Here is a 22,555-nt window from a genome sequence, read left to right as displayed (position 1 = left end):
ACTAATTTGGTTCTAAAGCCAGGTTTGGAAGGGGTTCCAGTAACCAACTCAAGGATATGTGAAATCAATGGGACAGATGGAAAGCTTAGTTACAGAGGTTATCCAATATCTGAGCTAGCCCAAAAAAGTAGTTTTTTAGAAACTGCATTTCTTTTGATTTGGGGAGAACTTCCTACTGAAAATGAGCTTGAGAAATTTGAAAAGGACGTTCAAATGCATAGACGAGTCAGCTTTAGGATTAGAGATATGCTCAAGTGTTTTCCAGAGTCTGGGCATCCTATGGATGCTCTTCAAGCAAGTGCTGCATCTCTGGGGCTCTTTTATTCTCGAAGAGCAATTGATGACCCAAAATATATCTACGACGCAGTAGTGAGGTTGATTGCAAAAATTCCAACCATGGTTGCTGCTTTCGAGCAAATAAGAAAAGGAGACGATCCAATTCAACCTCAAGATGATTTACCGTATTCTTCCAATTTCCTTTACATGCTCACCGAGAGGGAGCCAAATCCTATTGCAGCAAGAGTTTTCGACAGATGTTTAATTCTTCATGCCGAGCACAGTCTCAATGCAAGTACTTTTAGCGCAAGAGTAACTGCAAGCACGCTTACTGATCCTTATGCTGTCGTCGCTTCTGCGGTTGGAACATTGGCCGGTCCTCTTCATGGAGGGGCCAATGAAGATGTTATTGCGATGCTAGAAGAAATTGGAAAACCTGATGAAGCTTCTTCATTTCTCAATGATGCAATTGCAAAAAAAAGGAAAATCATGGGCTTTGGGCACAGGGAGTATCGTGTCAAAGACCCTAGAGCAACAATTTTACAAGCCTTCGCAGAAGAACTTTTCTCGGAATTTGGTAAAGATGAAATGTATGAAGTAGCCAAAGCACTTGAAGAAGAGGCTATTTCCAAGCTGGGGCCAAAAGGTATATTCCCAAATGTTGACTTTTATTCCGGACTTGTTTATCGAAAGCTTGGCATTCCTCGAGATTTGTTTACACCAGTTTTTGCTATTTCCAGAGTTGCTGGTTGGTTGGCTCACTGGAGAGAACAACTTGGAGCAAATAGAATTTTCAGGCCATCACAAATTTATGAAGGAGCAAAAATGAGAAATTGGAAGCCTCTTGAAAGCAGATAATTTAAAATTTATATTTTTCGAATTTAAAATTCAATCAAAATTACACTAACCTTGGTAACAGAATATAAATAAGAAGTGGATTCAGGTATAGACCTTGAAATGAGTTTTACTCAAGGTGTTCAAAACCTTGGTTTATCTCATGAATTAGCACATCTTTTATGGATCCCTCTTCCAATGCTTTTAGTATTGGTATCAGCTGTCATTGGTGTATTAGTAACAGTTTGGCTTGAACGAAAAATTTCTGCTGCAGCTCAACAGAGAATTGGGCCTGAATATGCCGGTGCACTTGGTATTCTTCAGCCAATGGCAGACGGTTTGAAACTCCTAGTAAAAGAAGACATTATTCCGGCAAGGGCTGACAATGTTCTTTTTACAGTCGGTCCAATATTAGTTTTAGTGCCGGTTATTCTTTCTTGGCTAATTGTTCCTTTTGGTCAAAATCTTTTAATTAGCAATGTAGGTATAGGAATCTTTTTGTGGATTGCCCTAAGTAGCATTCAACCAATTGGTTTACTGATGAGTGGCTACTCTTCCAATAATAAATATTCATTATTAGGTGGACTAAGAGCTGCAGCTCAATCAATTAGTTATGAAATTCCGCTAGCACTAGCGGTTTTGGCAATAGTTATGATGAGCAATTCACTAAGCACAGTTGACATAGTTGAGCAACAAAATACTGCTGGCTTACTTAGCTGGAATATATGGCGACAACCTGTAGGTTTTATTATTTTTTGGATCTGTGCATTAGCTGAATGCGAGAGACTACCTTTTGATTTACCAGAGGCAGAAGAAGAGCTTGTAGCTGGTTATCAAACTGAGTATTCAGGTATGAAATTTGCTCTGTTTTACTTAGCTGGATACATAAATCTTGTTTTATCTGCTTTACTTGTTTCTGTTCTGTACTTGGGAGGATGGGGTTTCCCAATCTCAATTGATTGGTTTTCATCATTAATAGGTCTTTCAATTGATAATCCATTAGTTCAAATTTTTGCTGCGTCTCTTGGAATTGTAATGACAATCCTTAAGGCTTATTTACTGGTGTTTTTAGCAATCTTATTGAGATGGACTACTCCAAGAGTTCGTATTGATCAACTACTCGATTTAGGCTGGAAGTTTCTTTTACCTATTTCTTTGGTCAATTTACTTGCAACTGCTTCACTTAAATTGGCATTTCCGATGACATTTGGCGGATAAAAGAAAAACAACACAATAGCTAGCTTTTTAAGTAAAAGTACCTACATTTAATTGAAAAAAGCTGTATAATGGTTAGTGTAAATAAAGACCGCCGGCATCTAATTTAATATGCTTGGTTTCCTTGAAAAAGTTGCCGACTACACTAAAGAAGCCATTAGTGCAGCAAAATATTTAGTTGATGGACTAGGAGTTACGTTCGACCACATGCGTCGAAGGCCTGTTACGGTTCAATACCCTTACGAAAAGCTAATTCCCTCTGAGCGTTATAGGGGGAGGATTCACTATGAATTTGATAAATGCATTGCTTGCGAGGTTTGCGTAAGGGTATGCCCAATCAATCTCCCAGTTGTTGATTGGGTAATGAATAAAGAAACCAAGAAAAAAGAATTGAGAAATTATTCTATTGACTTTGGTGCATGTATTTTTTGCGGGAATTGCGTTGAATATTGCCCTACAAATTGTTTATCAATGACAGAAGAATATGAACTGTCTGCATTTGATAGACATAGCCTTAACTACGATAATGTTGCTCTTGGAAGACTACCAACAAGCGTAACTTCAGATCCATCAGTTCGTCCTCTCAGAGAATTACCCTATTTGCCAAAGGGCATAATGGACCCTCATGAATTACCTGCGAACCAACAAAGAGCAGGTAAGCTTCCAAGTCAGATTATAAAAGAACTGCAAGCAGAGAAATCACAAGAAGAAGGTAATAATAATTATTCGGATATGGTTCCAAATAAATTAAATTCTACTAACCAATGAATATCGCTTATTCAACAGAATTAATTTGCTTTTTAATTCTAAGTGCTGTAATAGTTTCTGGAAGTTTGGCGGTTGTTTTATTAGAAAATATTGTTTACTCAGCCTTTTTATTAGGTGGAGTCTTTATGGCTGTAGCAGGTTTATATCTTTTGCTAAATGCTAGTTTTGTCGCTGCAGCTCAAATTCTTGTATATGTAGGAGCTGTAAATGTTTTGATATTATTTGCAATTATGTTAGTTAATAATAAAGAAAAGTTAGAACCAATTAAAGGTCTTAAAACTAGAAAGTTGATATCTGGTGGCGTTTGTGGTGGATTATTAATTCTATTATTGCGGGTTAGCATTACCACCAAATGGAACTTGCCAGGTCCAACCTCTGTTGGCGAAGAAGCAACTGAGAGAATAGGAGAACATCTATTTACAGATTATTTATTACCTTTTGAACTTGCTTCGATTCTATTATTAATGGCTATGATTGGAGCAATTGTATTAGCAAGAAGAGATGTATCCATTTCAACAGCTGATATAAATAATTTAAAGAATCAAAAGTCCTTAAGTGATAAGAAAATTCCTCTTCTTTCCGAAAATAGTATAAAATGAATTTAATTATATACATAACATTTATATACTAAATATGTTAGAAAATTCTATTGTTCCAGTCCCTCTTCAGGCTTATCTCATAATTGCTGCATTCCTTTTCTGTACAGGTGTATGGGGATTAATAAATAGTCGAAATGCTGTTCGTGTTTTAATGAGCATAGAATTAATGTTAAATGCAGTGAATATAAATCTTATGAGTTTTTCATCCTATATAGATGGATCAGTAATTAGAGGGCAAGTATTTTCAATTTTTGTTATTACCGTAGCAGCAGCAGAGGCAGCCGTTGGACTAGCGATACTACTTTCATTGTATAGAAATAGAGTTACTATTGACATGGAAAGTTTCAATCTACTCAAATGGTAGATATTTTTAATGACAACAAGTCTGATCTGGATCTTATATAGATCAGATAGCGATACTGCATACAAAGAAACCTTAAATTGTAAAAAAATAATTGAAGGTTATGGGAAAAAAGTTTTATTTTCCGAAATAAGCACAGAAACCAATAATATTAATCAATTATTTTTAGCATCTGATGTATTGCCAGAGATCACTATTGTTCTGGGAGGTGATGGAACAGTTTTAAGGGCCGCAAGATATTTATCCCCGAAAAACATACCTATTTTGAGTTTTAATGTTGGAGGAAATCTAGGTTTTTTGACCCACGATCGTCATATCTTAAAGCAAGAAACTTTTTGGGAAAGAGTTTCAAATAATAGATTTAATATCCAAAAAAGAATGATGCTTGAAGCAACAGTCTTTAAAGAAAGTAACAACAATGAAACCACAATTAAAAAATCATTTTTTGCTCTAAATGATTTTTATTTACGATCTTGCACAGATGAGATTTCGCCTACTTGCAGCCTCGCACTTGAAATAGATGGTGAAGCTGTAGATAAATACAAGGGCGATGGACTTATCTTCTCTACTCCAACAGGTTCTACTGCTTACTCTATGGCCGCTGGAGGACCCATTATCCATCCATCTTTGGATGGAATTATAGTGAGCGCTATTTGCCCTATGAGCTTAGCCAGTAGGCCAATTGTGGTCCCTCCTGAATCTCGATTAGTAATCAAACCCATAAGAGGTATGAGACAAAAAATAAAGTTATGGTTAGATGGATCCAGTGGATGTTCAATTGAATCTGACGACACATGCTTAATAAAGAAATCTAATCACTCAACCTCAATAATCATTTTAGATGAAAATCATTCTTATTATAAGACAATTACTCAAAAGCTTCATTGGGCAAGTAGCCTGAACGATCCTCACAAATAATTAGTTATGGGCATAGAAATAGAAAGGAGATTCTTAGTTAAAAATGAAGATTGGAAAGATCAGGTAATACTAAGTGAAAGTTTTAGTCAGGCCTACTTAAATGCAAGTGTAGATGAATGGGCTACTCGAGTAAGGATAATAGATAATAATAAAGGGTACATAACATTAAAGTCCTCTTTAAATGAATTAATAAACTATGAGTTTGAATATTCAATTCCTAGAAAAGATGCTATTGAATTAATACAATTATCTAAATATAAAATTGCTAAAACTCGATATCAGCTAAATATAAATAAAAAAAATTGGGTGGTTGATGTTTTTGAAGAGTCAAATTCGTGTTTAAAAATTGCTGAAATTGAATTGAATTCTGAATCAGAAGAAATTCAAGTCCCATCATGGTGTGGACAAGAGATAACTGGGATCAAATCATTGAGCAATGCTGCTCTTGCGAAAGCACCAATTTCTGAATTGTCAGTAAAAGATAGGATAAAAGCCAAAAGCTTCTAAACAAAAAGGCAGCTTGTCCTTTAGATTGTCTTAATAATCGTTAGATGGTTTCCAGCGATTTATGCGTCCTTTGCAAGAGGTATAACTTGTTTGGTCTTTATGACACAGAGGGTATCCTTCGAATCACTTGCTCTGACAAGGAAGCTTGCTTTGCATATGCAAAGTTATTTGAGTTGTCATCTATAGAATTTTCTGTAATGCCCTTATCAGATCTTATTGAGGACGAAAATAATTATAAATTCTAAGAATCTGTTTCATCTGGCAATGAACAACAGTTAAATCCATCTCGGCAGATTTTTCCATGATCCATTGCCCAGTTCAACAAAGCCACTCTGTTTTTCGAACCTGTTTTTGTGAACATATTGCTGACATGATTGTCTACAGTTCTTTTACTAATTGTCAGTTTTTCAGCAATCTCCTGATTAGTCAGGCCATCTGCAACTAATCCAATGATCTCCATCTCCCTGGCTGACAGTCCCATGTGGGACGAATTAGCGATCTCTCCTGTAAACATTCCCCTCACTCACAACTCATTAATTAATACTACTTAGATTAGGGCCTTTAATCACCGATAGTAATTATCTAGTAAAAAATACATGTGAAATCTAAACTTCAAAATCGTCTTGAATCTGGCCTATCAGCTGTTACTGCTGAAATCATGCCTCCTAGAGGAGGTAATACAGCTTTAGCTCTTTCAAAAGCCATCAAATTAAAAGACCTTGTGCATGGTTTTAACGTTACAGATGGCAGCAGGGCAATTATGAGAATGAGTAGCCTAGCCCTATGCAAGCTGCTTTTAGAGGCGAATCTTGAACCAGTCTTACAATTATCATGTAGGGATAGGAATCGAATCGCATTACAAGCTGAATTACTAGGAGCACATGCTCTAGGGATAACAAATATCCTCTGTTTAACAGGCGATCCTGTACGAGTAGGAGACCAATCTCAAGCCAAATCGGTTCAAGATTTCAACTCAATAGAACTTATTAATCAAGTCACATCACTTAACAAAGGAATAGATCCCGTGTCTGATTTATTACCTGATGGCCCAACTGATTTATTCGCTGGAGCTGCAGCTGATCCAAATTGCAGAGGGTTTGATGGCTTACGAAGGAGAATCGAACTCAAAAAAAACGCGGGTGCAAATTTCCTTCAAACTCAAATGGTTATGGACCCAAAAGTACTTGAACGATTTTGCAAGGAAATCACAGAGCCTATGAAAATCCCTGTTTTAGCTGGGGTTTTTCTACTCAAATCTTCCAAAAATGCACAATTCATTAATCGTGTAGTACCAGGAGCATGCATACCCGAATCAATTATTTCCAGACTTGAAAGTTCATCAAATCCTATTGATGAAGGCATATCAATTGCTGCTGAGCAAGTAAAAAGTTTTCTAGGTATTGCTCAAGGAGTTCACATTATGGCCGTTAAAGCAGAACAACAAATACCGATGATTTTAGATAGAGCAAATATTAATTAGTAGAACCAATCAGATCAGTACCTAATAATTCAGCCATTGCTTTTTGTTGGGGTGACGGTTCGCCTAAGTCCTGTCTTCTGGCATCAGTTATCAACCAATCTAAAGCAGCTTCCTGTAAATCAAAGTGATCACCTTCTTTACCAACACAATATCTACCAAAGACTAACTTCTCCACAAGTTGAACTCCTGGCCCAATTAATGAATAATCAAAGATTATTGAATTATCAATTGTTGCTCCTTCACAAATACAACAACTTGGACCAATCATAGAAGGCCCAACGATAGTTACACCATCTTCAATCCTTGTCATTCCACCAACATAGATTGGTCCTTTCACATTTATTTTATCCCAATTAGCTGCAACATTTAAACCAGTATAGATTCCAGGTCTCACTTGCTTTCCGGGTATTTCAACCTGTCTAACATCACCTTTAAGTACATTCCTAATTGCTCTCCAATAATCTGGTACTTTGCCAATATCAACCCACTCAAAATCCATGGCTAAAGCATAGAAAGGTGCTCCTTCTTCTACTAATTTTGGAAACAAATCTGAGCCAATATCAAAGGGTTTTCCAGATGGAATATAATTAAAAATTTCAGGCTCAAATAAATAAATTCCAGTATTAATCTTATCGCCTAGAGCATTCTCAATAGAAGGTTTTTCTTGAAAAGCTTTAACTCGATCTTCTTCATCAGTTACAACAACGCCATAACTACTTACTTGATCTTTTGAGACACGTTTAGTTATCAAACTAGCCAATGCACCTTTTTCTTTATGTCGTTTTACTGCTTCAGATAAATCCAAATCAATTAGTGCATCACCACACAAGACGACAAAAGTATCATCAAAAAACTTTTGAAAATCTTGAATCTTTTTCAGCCCGCCCGCGGATCCAAGTGCATCACCAATTAATTCTCCGTCTTCAATACGACCTTCAAAGCTATATGCAATTTCAACTCCAAATCTTTGTCCATCTCGGAAATAATTTTCTATTTCCTCTGCTAGATGTGAAACATTGACCATAACCTCAGTAAAACCGTGCTCCTTGAGAAGTTCCAACAGAAACTCCATTACAGGTTTCTGAAGGATAGGAATCATTGGCTTTGGAATCACATGTGTGATCGGCTGAACTCGGGTTCCTTTACCAGCGGCCAGGATCATCGCCTTCATAGGCGGTTTAATCTATCTGAACAATGCCAACATAGAATGCTGCCTCCACAAAGAGCTAAGCAGCAGCCGGCGAGACATCTGTCACGTCTAGAGAAGCGATGGGAAGTTGAGCAACCATTCCTGGTTGCAAAAGCCTCTTTAGACTTATAGGAGAGAACAAAGAACCTTTTTGAACAATCTCCACCTTGCCCTGAGAGCATAAAAATAATAAAGCCCAAAAGACCCCTACTCTATCTGTATCCAAATCATCTGAGGCCGAATTTTCTTTCCAACTCTCAACTAATAATTCAAAATCAACCCAATGCAAAGCTTGCTCCCACTTATTTATGAAAATCGCTAGCGCAGCAGTGGTTTCAGGCAATTTTTCTCGATGAGCAAGAGATGAAACCTGAGCAATAACCTCCCTATTACTTAATTTTTTTTGTCGTAACTTTCTACGATTATTCAAATCATCATTTTTCAAAGATTCGGCAATTGTCTCAAGCTGATTTATTAATTCTCCAAGAGTAACTGGCCTTCTAAATGGAGGAGGTGCAACTGGCCTTCTAAAAAGATGTCTCTCTGGTCGAAGAGGTAATTGGAAACTGTCATCTAGCCAACCCTGTTCACCAAAATCGAAGTCTGAATCAGCTTCAACTTCCATATCAACGGTGAACATTTCAGCTTCAAGGACCTCCGCCTTTAAACCAACCAAAACAGAAGCCGCTAAAAAGGCCTCACTACTCTGAGCCAGATCAACCTCATAACTTCCACCATTTTGGCTGAAATGTTGTGAAATCTTTTTTGGAATTTCAATACGCTGTTTAAGTTGGTCCAAAAAACCATCTACAACTGGAATAACATCCACATCCCAAGGATCTATATCTCCTCTTTCAGCAGCATCTTGCAATAAGCGAATAGCAAGTCTCGCGCCAGAATCTGCAGATTGAGTTAAGAAATCAACTGGCAATTAGCACTATTAATCTATAAGCAAGTTATCTCTATATTGGATGTAATGCCAGGTGAAATAATTTTCAATCTAAAAGAGGCGCTTCAATAGTCCCAATTGATAAGTTTGTATTGCTAATAATTGTTGCTCGATCACTTCTAATTCTCTCAACGGCTAACAAATCTCTTTTAACCAATCCATCAATTGATGAAATATAAGTATCAGTCATAATTTTTGGATACAAACCAATTCCAATAATGGGAACTAATAAACAAGCAATAATATAGATCTCTCTAGGTTCAGCATCTACTAACTTTGCTTTAGATATTAACTTTGCATTCTCTTTACCGAAGAAGATTTCTCTGAGCATCGATAATAAATATATAGGTGTCAAAATGACTCCAATTGCTGCTAATGAAGCAACAACAATCCTAAATGGGAGAGTATAAACTTCATCTGTTACGAACCCAACAAAAACCATTAATTCTGAGATAAACCCACTCATTCCAGGTAAAGCAAGAGAAGCGAAAGCACATGCTGTCCATAAAGCAAACATAATCCTCATATTTTGACCAATACCACCCATTTCATCTAATTGAAGGGTGTGAGTTCTGTCGTAAGTTGCACCAACGAGGAAAAACAAGCTTGCTCCTATTAAGCCGTGGCTAACCATTTGCAACATTGCACCACTAGTACCTAAAGAGCTAAAGCTTCCAATACCTATTAAGACAAAACCCATATGACTTATTGAGCTGTAGGCAATTTTTCTTTTTAAATTTCTTTGAGCAAAAGAAGTTAAAGCTGCATAAATAATATTTACTACTCCCAATACAATTAACAATGGAGCAAATTGAGCATGAGCATCTGGCAGTAATTGTGCATTAAATCTAAGGAGAGCATATCCACCCATCTTTAACAAGATGCCTGCTAAAAGCATATGTACTGGAGCAGTGGCCTCTCCATGGGCATCGGGCAACCAAGTATGTAGAGGAACAATAGGAAGTTTGACCCCAAATGCTATTAACAAGCCTGAATAACAAAGCAGTTGAAAACCCCTCCCAAAATCTTGCTGAGCCAAATGGGTATAACCGAAATCTGGTACCCCTCCTCCTTGAAAGAAACCCATCGCAAGACCAGCAAGGAGAATAAATAACGAGCTTCCTGCTGTATAGATAATAAATTTGGTCGCCGCATATTGCCTCTTCTTTCCGCCCCAGATTGCAAGGAATAAATAAACGGGGAACAACTCCAATTCCCAAGCGAGAAAGAAAAGCAACATATCTTGAACTGCAAAGACAGCTATCTGGCCGCCATCCATGGCGAGAATTAAAAAGAAAAATAATTTTGGCTTATAGCTAACTGGCCATGCCGCCAAAACGGCAAGAGAAGTTATAAAGCTTGTAAGCAATATCAATGGCATTGATAAGCCATCTGCGCCAACAGACCAAGTCAATCCAAGATCAGGAAGCCAGCTAACTTTTTCATATAATTGCAGGCCTTCTTGACTTGGATCAAAGCCTTTGAAGTAAGCAGCGACAGTAATTAGAAAAGTAATTAAAGCAATTATTAGTGCATACCATCGAACTTCTTTCCCCTCTCCTCTATCTGGAATAAAAGGAACAATCAATGCTCCAACAATGGGAAACAATATGGATAAACTTAACCAAGGGAAATCGGCTTGAATTGGCTCAGAAATTAACATTGTTCCTAGGTTCAAACTTGTATTGAGAGCGAATTCCAAGACTCGAAATTAATCACCACTTTTTGAGTTTAGAAATTATGAGATTATTGGCACCCTCTAGATAGGGGATGAAACACACACCTAAAAAAATTATGTAAAAATCATGCACCGATAACTCCAAAAAGTGCAACCAGAGCAATTACTCCTCCAAAAACAATCAATGCGTAAAACTGAGCTCTTCCTGTCTCAAAATATTTAAGACCTTCTCCACTACCAAGAGTCAATAATCCTGTCAGATTGACAACTCCATCAACTACTTTTGCGTCTACTTCTAGTACTTCTCTTGCGAGTTTTCTACTGCCTTTTACAAAAATTTTCTCATTAATATCATCTAAGTACCATTTTTCCTGAAGAAATGAATTAATTTGAGGGTACTTCTTGGATAGAGAAACACCAAGATCAAGTCTTTTTAAATAATAAGTTAATACAGCCAATAATATCCCTGCAGATGAGATTGCGACAGAGGCAATTGCAAGTGGAAGGAATTCTCCCCAACTAAACTTTTCTGCAGCTTCAACAGCTTCCACAGGATCTAACAAGTTTGCAAAAATACTGTTCCAGGGAACACCTATAAATCCAATCAAGACAGAAGGAATTGCCAAAACTGCCAAGGGAAATGTCATGGGCCAAGCAGATTCATGTATTTTGCCAATTTTATGATCTTCATGATCTTCATCTTTCTCTTTACCTGCTAAAGAAAGCAATGAAAGCTGCATCTCTTTATTTTCGCCACGAAAGTCTCCCTCAAAAGTTAGAAAATAAAGCCTAAACATGTAGAAAGCTGTCATTCCTGCCGTTAGAAAACCAATAAACCAAAGAATTGGAAAAGCATTAAAGGCTTGACCAAGAATTTCATCTTTACTCCAAAAACCTGCGAGAGGAGGTATGCCACTTATAGCAATGCAACCAATGAAAAAAGTTATTGCTGTAATAGGCATTTTTTTACGTAGGCCCCCCATTAATCGCATGTCTTGAGCAAGAATTGGTTCATGACCAACGACTTCCTCCATGGCATGAATAACTGAGCCTGAACCAAGGAATAACATGGCCTTAAAACAAGCATGAGTGACAAGGTGGAACATTCCTGCAACTGGTGCACCACATCCCATCGCAAGCATCATGTATCCAAGTTGAGAAACTGTGCTATAAGCCAAACCTTTTTTTAAGTCCATTTGAGTCAAGGCGATCGATGCACCTAGGAAACAAGTGACAGTTCCAATAATTGCAATAAATAATCCAACGAAAGGGAACTGGCTAAACAAAGGATCAAGCCTTGCTACTAAAAAAACTCCCGCAGCAACCATTGTTGCTGCATGGATCAGCGCAGATATGGGGGTTGGGCCTTCCATTGCATCGGGCAACCAAACATGCAAAGGAAATTGTGCAGACTTAGCCATGGGCCCCATAAAAACAAGTATGCAAAGAGTCAAGGCCGCCCACATTGGTACTGTCCCAGAATCAACTGCCACTGATAAACCATCAGCGATGCCATGAAAATCAAAACTACCTGTTGCCCAAAAAAGACCCAAAATACCAAGCAACAAGCCAAAGTCACCCACTCTATTTACAATAAAAGCCTTTTGAGCTGCATGGGCAGCACCGTCTCTGTCATACCAAAAGCCAACTAATAAATATGAACACATACCAACCAATTCCCAGAAAACGTATATTTCAAGCAAATTTGGACTAACAATTAGGCCAAGCATTGAGCTGCTGAATAAAGCTAGATAAGTAAAAAAACGAACATACCCAGGATCATGCGCCATATAACCATGGGAATAAATCATTACCAAGAAAGCAATTGTAGTTACAAGAGCGAGCATCACTGCAGCTAGAGGATCAATCACATATCCCATTGGCAACTCAAATGAGCCTGCACTTGCCCAAATAAACAAGTGTTCAACTGGAGGCTGACCTGAGAGTTGTTCAGCTAAAACTGCATAGCTAATAAATGCCGAAGCACCTACGGAAGTCAAAAGGGTTATTGCAACGGGTTTCCTTGAACGATTAAAAAGATCGTTAAAACTAATTAATCCCAACCCAATCAAAACTGCCCCACAAAGAGGAAGAAGTGGAATTAACCAAGCAAAATCTGCAGCCGAGTGCATCCAGCTAAATCATATTGAAATAAGCTTAGGCAATTCTTGCTAGTAATTCAGTTAAATCAAAAGAGAGAAATCTCTGAGCTCCAACAGAAATAAATTTATGGGACCACCAGAAAAAAAATACTGCAATAAGAATCCCCATTTGAGAGGGCCTAAGAAATTCTTTTATTTGTAATTTTTGTCGTCCATCCAACACTGCCAGGAAAGGCACGACTGATGTTTTTTTCTTGATTTCATCAAATTCTTTTCCGAATCTGAGAGTAAGTCTTTTATCACCATGCCAGATAGCAAATAAATGGTGGGCAATCAATCCCATACAAGTTACAAGCATAAAACTTGTGCCAATCCAAAGTAAATGTGCAAAGCACCAAATAATTTGACCAATTGCCTGGGGATGGCGAGTTACTCTAATAATTCCTGATGCGTAAATTCTTACTTTGGGCTTTAAGACAGCCGGGATTTCTAAAAGGTTATAAGTAGCTGGGTACAAAAAAAGAAAACTAACTGCACTTAATATCCAAATCACAGGAATTAGTTCGCTAATCCCTTGAAAGTTCCAAAATCTCACTCCATCGTAACGATGAGCAATAAAGTAACCAACCAAAATGACAGCTGAAGGAATACTTACAAAAGCAAAAATCAATCTCCATGCTCTTGCTCCAATCACCTCTTCTGCTTTCACCCTTAAAGCCGCTCCACCACTATGAATAACAGCAAAACAAAATAAAAGTAATATCATCACAAAACTGGAACCATGAGTATCTGAAAGTGTCATTAGTCGTATAAAAACCTCTTAATAAATTATTAGATCCATACCGGATCAACAGTTGGAGTTGTTTTTCCCTACATTTTATTTTAATAACTGCCATGAAGGCCTGCCACCATGGTTGAGATCCCATTCACTCTTGATCAGTTAAGAATCCTTAAAGCAATCGTTGATGAGGGGAGCTTTAAAAAAGCTGCTGACAGTCTCTTTGTTACGCAACCGGCTGTAAGTTTGCAAGTCCAAAATCTAGAAAAACAACTAGATATTGCCATATTTGACAGAGGTGGAAGGAAAGCCCAACTAACTGAAGCTGGAAAGCTTCTTCTAAATTACTGTGAGAAAATTTTAGGGGAATGCCAAGAAACTTGCAAAGCAGTTGAAGATTTAAATAATCTCAAAGGGGGATCTATCACTATTGGAGCTAGTCAAACTACTGGTACTTACTTGATGCCAAGGATGATTGGACTTTTTAGACAAAAGTACCCAGAAGTTTCAGTTCAACTTCAAATTCATAGCACTAGAAGAACAGGATGGAGTGTTGCGAATGGCCAAATAGATATTGCTATCATCGGAGGCCAACTTCCACTAGAGTTAAATGAATCCCTAGAAGTTATTCCTTTTGCAACTGATGAGTTAGCTCTTGTTTTACCGACTAATCATGCATTATCGAAGTCAAAAGAACTCACAAAAGAAGATCTTTATAGTCTTAGGTTTATTACCTTAGACAATCAATCAACCACAAGAAAAGTCTTAGATCAACTCTTGGTCTCTTCTGGATTGGACGTCCAGAGGTTACATATAGAAATGGAATTAAACTCTCTTGAAGCCATAAAAAATGCTGTTCAATCTGATCTAGGCGCAGCTTTTCTCCCCATAGTGTCAATTGAAAGAGAATTATCCGGAGGAAGTATTCATAGACCAATTGTTGCAGATCTAGAAGTCAAAAGAGAACTAAAAGTAATCACCAATCCTGGCAGATATTCATCTAGAGCTGCCGAAGCCTTCACACAAGACATATTGCCTTTATTTGCTAGTTCATTTTCGCCACTATTTATTCCTCAAAATTAAAATTGTATAGCCTCTTTATTGATACCAACAGCATCTTCTTCAGCACCTCTAATTATAAATTTATTTTCATTAACATCTGCTTGATAAACACAACGCACAATTGGCTGGTCTCTAATTGAACCTATATAGGCAAATGTATTCATTCTCTGCTTGCATTCTCTAACATCTTCATTATTTATAGCTCCTTGCTTTTGCAAAACAGTCCAATTTTCTCTTCTAATGACACAACCTGGTTGAAGAGCAGGTTGTGTCACAAAGCTTGTAGAGGGGTTTAGGGTCGTGTACATTTCAACATCGATAACAAAGGCACTTGCACCGTATTGTCTGCAAAAGTCGGGATCCGGAACTGCCATATCTAGTTGTTGCTGACTTGCAATATTTCCCTGGCCACCTGAAGTTGTGCTTGTGATTAGGCTTCCTATACCCACGCCAATTACCAATACTCCAGCCAAAATAGCAATTGTATTAGAGTTGATTTTTATACCACCACTGCCTCCACCTCCATCTGAGGGACCTGAAGATTTAAATCGACTATCTCTTGATACATATTGATCTCTAACATTTGAATCTCTTCTAGAGTTAAATCTGTTCCCTTCTTTTCTTCTCGCTAAATCTGATCTTCTACGAGATGATGGTCTTCGATTATTAGGACCTTGATTCATAATAAGTCTTTAGTTCGAGGTAATCCCATGGAATAGTTCATTACCTTACTGCTTGGGTTATAACTAAGTTCTCCGTCTTTAAGCAACTTTCTAATAAAATCTTCAAGCAAGGATCCTATTCTTCTCAAGCTGTAATCACTTAATTCTTTATCGGCTTGCAAGTCCACTAATTCACGAAAATAATCTTGAACCTTTTTTATAGATTGATCGCTCCAAAGAAATTCATTATCGGGATCAATATCTAAAGTCAAATGCCCATTATCTAAAATTAAATCATTATTTTCGACTACTGCAGTAAATATTCTGACATGTCTCGTTGTGCATTTGAGAATAGTATCGCTCATGAATTTAAAACAACAAACCAAAATATATACTGCAAATTTAACGACCTAAACCCTTGTTGGGTGGTCTTAATCACTAAAGTTGTTAAATACTCTTTTATTTAGGTATGCGCGTAGCAATCGCTGGAGCCGGATTGGCAGGACTCTCATGTGCAAAATACTTAGCCGATGCTGGTCATACGCCATTTGTTTATGAGTCAAGAAACGTACTTGGTGGAAAAGTTGCTGCTTGGAAAGATGAGGATGGAGACTGGTATGAGACTGGACTACATATATTTTTTGGAGCTTATCCAAACATGCTTCAGCTTTTTAAAGAGCTAAATATTGAAGATCGTCTTCAATGGAAAAGTCACTCAATGATTTTCAACCAACCAGAAGAACCTGGTACATATAGCCGTTTCGACTTCCCTGATCTTCCTGCTCCAATAAACGGAGTGGCAGCGATTTTAAGCAACAATGACATGCTTAGCTGGCCTGAAAAGATTTCGTTTGGAATAGGACTAGTACCAGCCATGTTGCGCGGCCAAGATTATGTAGAAGATTGTGATAAGTACTCTTGGACGGAATGGCTGAAAAAACAAAATATACCCGAAAGAGTAAATGATGAAGTTTTTATAGCAATGAGTAAGGCACTTAATTTCATAGGTCCTGATGAAATTTCCTCAACGGTTTTACTAACTGCATTAAACCGCTTCTTACAAGAAAAAAACGGATCAAAAATGGCATTTCTTGATGGAGCCCCACCAGAAAGGCTTTGTCAACCAATTGTTGATCACATTAGAGCTTTAGGAGGCGACGTTTTTCTAAATAGCCCACTCAAAAAAATCAATTTAAAAGAAGATGGATCTGTTGAAAATTTCTTAATAGGTAGTGCCAAAGAATCTCATGGGAAAGAAATACAAGCGGACGCATATGTCAGCGCAATGCCCGTTGATATTTTTAAAACAATTTTGCCAAATGAATGGGCCTCTCAAGATATTTTCAGAAAACTTGAGGGACTTCAAGGAGTTCCAGTTATCAATATTCATCTTTGGTTTGATCGAAAACTTACAAATATTGATCACCTGCTATTCAGCAGATCTCCACTTTTGAGTGTTTATGCCGACATGAGCATAACTTGTAAAGAATATGAAGATCCAAATCGTTCAATGCTTGAATTAGTTTTTGCTCCTGCAAAAGATTGGATCGGTCGTAAAGACGAGGAAATAATTGACGCAACAATGCAAGAATTGAAGAAACTTTTTCCCATACATTTCTCAGGGGAAGATCAAGCTAAATTGCGAAAATATAAAGTAATAAAAACACCAAAATCAGTCTACAAAGCTGTTCCTGGATGCCAAGATTTAAGGCCAGATCAAAAAACTCCGATAAGCAACTTTTTCTTAACTGGTGATTACACAATGCAAAAATACCTCGCGTCGATGGAAGGTGCAGTGTTAAGTGGAAAAATATGTGCAGAAAAAATCCAAATCTCGACTGACATAGGTTCAGGTTCTTCTTAGTCTTAATGTATAACAATAAGAATTTATTGAAAATTGCAATTCAAGATTTAATGCAAACTAAAAAACTTACAAACTTCTAATTTTGGCGCAACCTTCTTTTAATCTAGAGGATGCCTACGAGGCTTGCAGAAAAGAAACTGCACAATGGGCCAAGACCTTCTACCTTGGCACCATGTTGCTGCCCCCTGCTAAACGCAAAGCAATCTGGGCTATTTATGTTTGGTGCCGTAGAACAGATGAGCTAATGGACAGCATTGAAGCTCAAAAAAAATCTAGAAATGAGTTATCAGATCGACTGAATAAATGGGAAGACAAAACAAAAAATATTTTTGCTGGTAATACCGAAGATGATCTTGATGCTGTCCTATCTGATACTCTTCAAAAATTTCCTCAGTCTATTCAGCCATACATAGACATGATTGAAGGCCAGAGAATGGATTTATATACAACCAGATACAAAACCTTTGAAGAACTTGAACTGTACTGTTATCGAGTCGCTGGAACTGTTGGGTTGATGACACAAGGCGTAATAGGAATTGATGCTGCCTATACACGTAACCCAAATTTGCCACCGCCTAATACTTCACGAGCAGCAATAGCTCTAGGAATCGCGAATCAACTAACAAATATTCTCAGAGATGTTGGAGAAGATAGGTTTAGAGGCCGCATTTATTTGCCATTAGAGGATTTAGAAAAATTTAATTACTCCGAAGAAGATCTAATGAAAGGAATAATCAATGAAAACTGGAAAGCTTTAATGGCTTTTCAATTAGCCAGAGCCAGAGATTGGTTCCAAAAATCTGAAGAAGGTATAAAATGGCTTTCCATAGATGCAAGGTGGCCTATATGGACCTCATTAAGGCTATATAGGGGAATATTAAGTTCAATTGAAAAACTTGATTATGACGTCTTTAGCAATCGAGCTTATGTAAAGGGATGGGTTAAAGCTGTAAACATACCCATCTCATATCTGATAACTATCAACGATGAAAAATATAAACTTAAAACACTAATTAATTGAACTTTTAAGAGGGAGTTTTTTGATTAGCTAAAAGATCCTTTAACTTTGATAGTTCTCCAGCCCATCTTGGATCTGGAGCTTCTTTAATTGGCGCATCGCTATGTACAACTTTCTTAACATCTTTACGATTAGAACCTTTATTTACATTGTTAGCACCAGCTCCTCTTCTTGAATTACTGGAATTTGAGTCTTTTCGTTCAGAACGCTCAACCCTCAATTTGTTGCCGTTAAATTCATAGCCATTAAATTTTTCAATCAGCTCATTTGAGACATTCTCATCTTTGACATTAGCGAAACCAAATCCTCTACAAGCCTTGGTATCTCTATCAAAAACAGCTTTAAATTTGATTCCATCTCCAATGGATGTTAGGAGGGCTTCAAGTTCTTTAACATTGACATTCTGCGGCAAATTACCGACGTAAAGGCGAACACTCATTTAGAAAAAAAGGAAGATAAGAAGACGACGGCATGCGGCCGAGATTACTTTGATTTGTGTAGTTAATCACAAAAAGGGTGAATTCTCTAGGGTCCATTTACGAGCGACCTCCAAAGCCTCGCTGTCAGTGAAGAACCTTCCATAAGCTTTTTCCTTAGAAAGATGTCTAATGAGATCTCCCAAGAGCGGGCCAGGGGGGAGTCGAAATATTTTTTGAAGCACATGGCCGTCAAGGGGGGAAGAAGGGTGAAAGAGGGGGTCAGAGGGGTCTTTCCAGCGTTCCAGCCAAGGGTCTGCATGTATTTGTTTCAAAAAAAGGATGAAAGAAGGCAAATCCTCTTCCAAATCAACGTGAAGTTGAAATCTTTGATCTTCGGAAAAATCATCTAAATCTAAATTATTAATTTTTTGAACCCAAAGCCTCAAGTTCTTGCATCTTTTAATTTCATTTTTACTAAACGTCAATCTGGACAAGCCCTCATCACTGAGTAAAAAGATTAACTTTGCAAAAAAACTTCCAAATAGTGGATTTTTTGAGGCAATATCTTTTCTTTTTAGCTCAGTATAGTCAAGATTATAGTCATTCCAATTTTTCAATAATTGCAGTTCTGAATATGTTTGCCAAACTGAGGAATTCCATTTTGAATGAACAATTTTCAAGATTTCCATTTTTATCCTCTCAGGTGCAACATTATTTAATTTTTCTACATTATTTTTTAGGAACCCTTTAGTTTTTTCTTCTAACTCAAAATCTAATTCACACATTAATCTGAAACCCCTAAGAAGCCTCAAAGGATCATCAAGCAAGTTCTTCTTGCTTATCGCAACAATTTTCTTACTTTTTAAATCATCCATTCCCCCCATCGGGTCATAAATTTCTGGCTTTTCTTTGAGCTTTATAGCTATTGCATTTATTCGAAAATCTCTTCTTAATAAATCATCTTTAAGATTCTCTCCTACTTGTCGAGCAAAATCTAGAGTCCATCCATTAATCACTAATCGAGCAATATCTCTCTTTTCATCTAGCTTTATAAAAGTGGCATTAATCTTTTTAGATAAATTCTCGCTGAACTTAATAGCATTTATTGGAATAACAAAATCCAAATCAGGTTTTGGACTCAATTTGTTCAGCAATGAATCTCTAACAGAACCTCCGACCAGAGCACTTTCAGGAGGCAAATCATCTATGGATATTGGCCAATCTTTTTGGTTTAGATCTCCATAAAGATCATTTGATAGTAAAGTGTGTTTAATTATCAAAATGACACCAAGATTTCATCTGAACAGTTATGTGCATTTGTGTTGATTGTGCTTGGGTAGATAGTTGTAAGACCTACTACACAGTTGAGGAAAATCATGGGGTCAGGCATCTTTCTGAAGATCCAGATTTTCAGGGAAATAATCCAAAAATTCACATCAATATTTTTGATATGCCTGAGAATGAAATAGGAATCGAATGGGATGTTAGAGGATGCGATAGTTTTCAACCAGATCAGGGAAAATGGAGCAGGCTCCGTCCAGGAGAAGAAATTCCAAAATAATACTTATATCAAATTAATTGCAAAATTTCTACACCTCAAAATCAAAATATTTATTAGCCTTACATAGCACATCAGAGTCTTTTGGGATTGCAGTTAAGGATATAGAGAATAAAGAAAAAATAATAAAAAGCGCTGTATTCAATATTGGACGAGCATTATCCAATAAATTATTTAATTGTATAGAAACAATTCTTCCTAGGAAATTTTGGAAGCAAATAATTCGAATTTCAGTAGCAAAAGGGCCTGGAAGTTATACCAGCACAAGATTAACTATCTCAATGGCTAGAACAATTGCTCAGCAAATTGATTGTTCCCTCGATTCGATGAGTTCCTTTCATTTAATGGCTCCAAGACTTTACAAATATCTTGATCAAGATCAAATTTCTAGTCCATTTTGGATAAAAGATATTTTGCCACGAAGAGGCATTGTAGCTGGTAAATATGAATTCATTAAAATTGACCAAGAGTCAGATTTCTATGAATTTAATGAAATAATTCCTCCACAATTGATAAGCAATGAAAAACTAATAAATCCATTTATTAAGCCTTCAAATAATATAGAAAAAGATATTATTTCATTGATCAATTTTTCTGAATATTGTCAGAAATCAAACTTTGATTCTAATTGGAAAACAATCTTACCCATCTATCCAACTTCGCCAACCGATAATCAAAAATAAAAATTCATAAGTCCCAATATTTTCTAATCTTTTAGAGATCACTTAATTTCAGATATTCTGTATTAGGCCTTCATCCAACATTGAATTTATAGATATTTGAATTTCTTTAGTTGTTGATATTAAATCTTCTCTTTTCTTTGTTTCAGGAGGGGGAATTAATTCACCAACTCTTAAGTGAATAGATACAAGTCGGGGCAGAAGAGATCCTTTAGGGAAAGCTCTGTGACTATTAACTATTGCCACAGGAAGGATAGGGGATCCTGTCCTCGCTGCCAGGAGAGCAGCTCCTGGTTTAGGATCATTAACTCTCCCATTTTTTTGTCTGGTTCCATCCAAAAACACACCTGTAGCCCAACCTTCGCTTAATCGATTAGATGCATTTCTAATTGCCTCTCTATCTCCAGCTCCTCTCTTAACTGGATAGGCCCCGCAACCAGAAATTATGAATGACAATATGGGCACCTTGAAAAGTTCAGATTTTGCCATGAAAGCCACCGGTCTACCTAAAGCATGACCCAAAATCGGGGGGTCCAGATGAGAACCATGATTAGAAACAACAACAACTCCACCTGTTTTGGGTAAATTCGAAATCCCTAATGTTTTACCTCTAAACAAAAAGCGAAAGATCGGAAAAGCGAAAAAATAACTGACGCATCCATAAACTAAACTTTGTCTAGGTCTATTTTTATGGATTTTTTCAACTCCCTTCACAACTCTAAATTGTTCCAAAATCAATAACCCAAATCACTTGAATTTGATATTTGACTTGTCAATACACCTTTCATTGATCGTTTAGCAAGACCACTAAGAACATTTCCAGGTCCAATCTCGACCAATGTCGTTATTCCCTCTTTTTGCATTTTATGCATAGTCTCTCGCCACCTAACTCCAGTAGACATTTGTTTTTTGAGGCGATCCTTCAATATGTCACCATTTAGGGTTGGAGTTGGATCCACATTGCTAAGAACTGGAATTTGAGCATCTTGAAAAGTTACTTGATCAAGTTCTTCAGCAAAACTTTGAGATGCTTCAGTCATAAATTTGGAGTGAAAAGCACCTGAAACTTTTAAAGGGATTGCTCTTTTACATTTTAAATTATCAGCCACTTTCCTTACTGCCTCTGGAGAACCAGATAAAACAACTTGAGATTCACTATTGTCATTGGCTATTGCAGCTCCCTCAGTTTCTCTAATCAAATCATCTAATTCATTTCGATCAAAGCCCAAAACAGCAATCATTGCTCCTCCTCCGGCAACTGCCATCAATTCAGATCTTTTCTTTAATAACAATAAAGCCGTCTTCGCATCTAAAACATCTGCTGAATAAAGACCAACTATCTCTCCAAGACTGTGCCCTGCAATTAGTTGAGTCTCCCTTTCTTGTCTTTTTAAATCATCAACCAATAGTGACTCAACAACAAAAAGTGCAGGTTGAGTATTTCTAGTATCGTTTAAATCATATATTTCTTCGTTAGGGATACCCTCGCCACAACAGATTTTCCAAAGATCTCTTCCAAGAATTTGAGATGCCAATTCAAATCTATCTCTCGAACCAGGCAAATCTAGTAAGGAATTTGCCATTCCTAATTTTTGAGAGCCTTGTCCAGGAAAGACCCAGGCGATAGTCATGATTTTC

The 22,555-nt window shown here is 37.1% G+C and carries 25 protein-coding genes; 13 read left to right on the top strand and 12 right to left on the bottom strand.

Annotated elements, in window-relative coordinates; genetic code table 11:
- Positions 1-6 precede the first annotated feature (6 nt).
- The 7 genes from EW15_RS01100 (at position 7) to EW15_RS01070 (ending at position 5,478) form a co-directional block, all read left to right on the top strand.
- Positions 7-1,134 (top strand): citrate synthase, encoded by a 1,128-nt coding sequence (locus EW15_RS01100; RefSeq protein WP_052041143.1) that lies wholly within the window; start codon positions 7-9, stop codon positions 1,132-1,134.
- 75 nt (positions 1,135-1,209) lie between these two features.
- On the top strand, positions 1,210-2,328 hold the full coding sequence (gene nuoH, locus EW15_RS01095) for an NADH-quinone oxidoreductase subunit NuoH (RefSeq protein ID WP_038650910.1): 1,119 nt from the start codon (positions 1,210-1,212) through the stop codon (positions 2,326-2,328).
- A 108-nt stretch (positions 2,329-2,436) separates the two neighbouring features.
- Positions 2,437-3,093 carry an NAD(P)H-quinone oxidoreductase subunit I gene (gene ndhI / locus EW15_RS01090; protein WP_038650907.1) on the top strand — a complete coding sequence of 219 codons (657 nt, stop codon included), beginning with the start codon at positions 2,437-2,439 and terminating at the stop codon, positions 3,091-3,093.
- A complete protein-coding gene (locus EW15_RS01085) occupies positions 3,090-3,692 on the top strand; it encodes an NADH-quinone oxidoreductase subunit J (RefSeq protein ID WP_038650904.1) in 603 nt (200 codons plus the stop codon). Before ndhI ends, EW15_RS01085 begins: the two co-directional genes overlap by 4 nt.
- A gap of 34 nt (positions 3,693-3,726) precedes the next feature.
- A complete protein-coding gene (gene nuoK, locus EW15_RS01080; protein WP_038650902.1) occupies positions 3,727-4,056 on the top strand; it encodes an NADH-quinone oxidoreductase subunit NuoK in 330 nt (109 codons plus the stop codon).
- Between the two features lie 9 nt (positions 4,057-4,065).
- Positions 4,066-4,971: an NAD(+) kinase gene (locus tag EW15_RS01075; RefSeq protein ID WP_038650898.1), complete on the top strand. Its 906-nt coding sequence runs from the start codon at positions 4,066-4,068 to the stop codon at positions 4,969-4,971.
- Between the two features lie 6 nt (positions 4,972-4,977).
- Complete coding sequence (locus EW15_RS01070) at positions 4,978-5,478, top strand: CYTH domain-containing protein (protein WP_038650895.1); 501 nt, start codon at positions 4,978-4,980, stop codon at positions 5,476-5,478.
- A gap of 241 nt (positions 5,479-5,719) precedes the next feature.
- Here EW15_RS01070 and EW15_RS01065 read toward each other — a convergent pair whose 3' ends face one another.
- On the bottom strand, positions 5,720-5,992 hold the full coding sequence (locus tag EW15_RS01065) for a response regulator transcription factor (RefSeq protein ID WP_038650892.1): 273 nt from the start codon (positions 5,990-5,992) through the stop codon (positions 5,720-5,722).
- 84 nt (positions 5,993-6,076) lie between these two features.
- On the opposite strand from EW15_RS01065, the gene EW15_RS01060 reads away from it, so the two are divergent.
- Positions 6,077-6,958 carry a methylenetetrahydrofolate reductase gene (locus tag EW15_RS01060; protein WP_038650889.1) on the top strand — a complete coding sequence of 294 codons (882 nt, stop codon included), beginning with the start codon at positions 6,077-6,079 and terminating at the stop codon, positions 6,956-6,958.
- Here the strand turns inward: EW15_RS01060 and EW15_RS01055 are convergent.
- From EW15_RS01055 to EW15_RS01035, 5 genes are all read right to left on the bottom strand, one after another.
- Entirely contained in the window at positions 6,951-8,129 is a 1,179-nt protein-coding gene (locus EW15_RS01055; protein WP_038650886.1) for an NDP-sugar synthase, read from the bottom strand. The genes EW15_RS01060 and EW15_RS01055 overlap by 8 nt on opposite strands.
- A gap of 55 nt (positions 8,130-8,184) precedes the next feature.
- The gene (locus tag EW15_RS01050; RefSeq protein ID WP_038650884.1) at positions 8,185-9,078 is read right to left on the bottom strand and encodes a segregation/condensation protein A; all 894 of its coding nucleotides are present in this window, start codon (positions 9,076-9,078) and stop codon (positions 8,185-8,187) included.
- A 64-nt stretch (positions 9,079-9,142) separates the two neighbouring features.
- The gene (locus tag EW15_RS01045) at positions 9,143-10,759 is read right to left on the bottom strand and encodes an NAD(P)H-quinone oxidoreductase subunit 4 (protein ID WP_038650882.1); all 1,617 of its coding nucleotides are present in this window, start codon (positions 10,757-10,759) and stop codon (positions 9,143-9,145) included.
- A gap of 140 nt (positions 10,760-10,899) precedes the next feature.
- On the bottom strand, positions 10,900-12,906 hold the full coding sequence (locus EW15_RS01040; protein ID WP_038650879.1) for an NAD(P)H-quinone oxidoreductase subunit 5: 2,007 nt from the start codon (positions 12,904-12,906) through the stop codon (positions 10,900-10,902).
- 25 nt (positions 12,907-12,931) lie between these two features.
- The gene (locus tag EW15_RS01035) at positions 12,932-13,678 is read right to left on the bottom strand and encodes an NnrU family protein (protein WP_038650877.1); all 747 of its coding nucleotides are present in this window, start codon (positions 13,676-13,678) and stop codon (positions 12,932-12,934) included.
- A gap of 108 nt (positions 13,679-13,786) precedes the next feature.
- Between EW15_RS01035 and EW15_RS01030 the strand changes: the two genes are divergently transcribed.
- Complete coding sequence (locus EW15_RS01030) at positions 13,787-14,737, top strand: LysR family transcriptional regulator (protein ID WP_038650874.1); 951 nt, start codon at positions 13,787-13,789, stop codon at positions 14,735-14,737.
- Here the strand turns inward: EW15_RS01030 and EW15_RS01025 are convergent.
- Positions 14,734-15,399 carry a DUF3172 domain-containing protein gene (locus EW15_RS01025; RefSeq protein ID WP_038650871.1) on the bottom strand — a complete coding sequence of 222 codons (666 nt, stop codon included), beginning with the start codon at positions 15,397-15,399 and terminating at the stop codon, positions 14,734-14,736. The two genes, EW15_RS01030 and EW15_RS01025, sit on opposite strands and share 4 nt — an antisense overlap.
- Positions 15,396-15,743: an NAD(P)H-quinone oxidoreductase subunit M gene (locus EW15_RS01020; RefSeq protein WP_038650868.1), complete on the bottom strand. Its 348-nt coding sequence runs from the start codon at positions 15,741-15,743 to the stop codon at positions 15,396-15,398. The genes EW15_RS01025 and EW15_RS01020 overlap by 4 nt, the downstream gene beginning before the upstream one ends.
- 104 nt (positions 15,744-15,847) lie before the next feature.
- On the opposite strand from EW15_RS01020, the gene pds reads away from it, so the two are divergent.
- Together pds and EW15_RS01010 are read left to right on the top strand one after the other, a co-directional pair.
- Complete coding sequence (gene pds, locus EW15_RS01015; RefSeq protein ID WP_038650865.1) at positions 15,848-17,242, top strand: 15-cis-phytoene desaturase; 1,395 nt, start codon at positions 15,848-15,850, stop codon at positions 17,240-17,242.
- 82 nt (positions 17,243-17,324) lie between these two features.
- On the top strand, positions 17,325-18,263 hold the full coding sequence (locus tag EW15_RS01010) for a phytoene synthase (protein WP_038650862.1): 939 nt from the start codon (positions 17,325-17,327) through the stop codon (positions 18,261-18,263).
- Between the two features lie 4 nt (positions 18,264-18,267).
- On the opposite strand, the gene EW15_RS01005 is transcribed toward EW15_RS01010, so the two are convergent.
- A complete protein-coding gene (locus EW15_RS01005) occupies positions 18,268-18,699 on the bottom strand; it encodes an RNA-binding protein (protein ID WP_038650859.1) in 432 nt (143 codons plus the stop codon).
- A gap of 66 nt (positions 18,700-18,765) precedes the next feature.
- Complete coding sequence (locus tag EW15_RS01000; RefSeq protein ID WP_038650856.1) at positions 18,766-19,959, bottom strand: CCA tRNA nucleotidyltransferase; 1,194 nt, start codon at positions 19,957-19,959, stop codon at positions 18,766-18,768.
- A gap of 29 nt (positions 19,960-19,988) precedes the next feature.
- Between EW15_RS01000 and EW15_RS00995 the strand changes: the two genes are divergently transcribed.
- Together EW15_RS00995 and tsaB are read left to right on the top strand one after the other, a co-directional pair.
- Positions 19,989-20,240: a Ycf34 family protein gene (locus EW15_RS00995; RefSeq protein ID WP_038650853.1), complete on the top strand. Its 252-nt coding sequence runs from the start codon at positions 19,989-19,991 to the stop codon at positions 20,238-20,240.
- A 17-nt stretch (positions 20,241-20,257) separates the two neighbouring features.
- Entirely contained in the window at positions 20,258-20,920 is a 663-nt protein-coding gene (tsaB, locus tag EW15_RS00990; protein ID WP_038650850.1) for a tRNA (adenosine(37)-N6)-threonylcarbamoyltransferase complex dimerization subunit type 1 TsaB, read from the top strand.
- Between the two features lie 48 nt (positions 20,921-20,968).
- On the opposite strand, the gene EW15_RS00985 is transcribed toward tsaB, so the two are convergent.
- On the bottom strand, positions 20,969-21,649 hold the full coding sequence (locus EW15_RS00985; protein ID WP_052041223.1) for a 1-acyl-sn-glycerol-3-phosphate acyltransferase: 681 nt from the start codon (positions 21,647-21,649) through the stop codon (positions 20,969-20,971).
- A 2-nt stretch (positions 21,650-21,651) separates the two neighbouring features.
- Complete coding sequence (gene fabD, locus EW15_RS00980; protein WP_038650847.1) at positions 21,652-22,548, bottom strand: ACP S-malonyltransferase; 897 nt, start codon at positions 22,546-22,548, stop codon at positions 21,652-21,654.
- Positions 22,549-22,555 lie beyond the last annotated feature (7 nt).

The sequence above is a fragment of the Prochlorococcus sp. MIT 0801 genome, from assembly GCF_000757865.1.
In the GTDB taxonomy this organism is placed as follows: domain Bacteria; phylum Cyanobacteriota; class Cyanobacteriia; order PCC-6307; family Cyanobiaceae; genus Prochlorococcus_B.
This window is presented reverse-complemented; position numbering and strand designations above follow the sequence as displayed.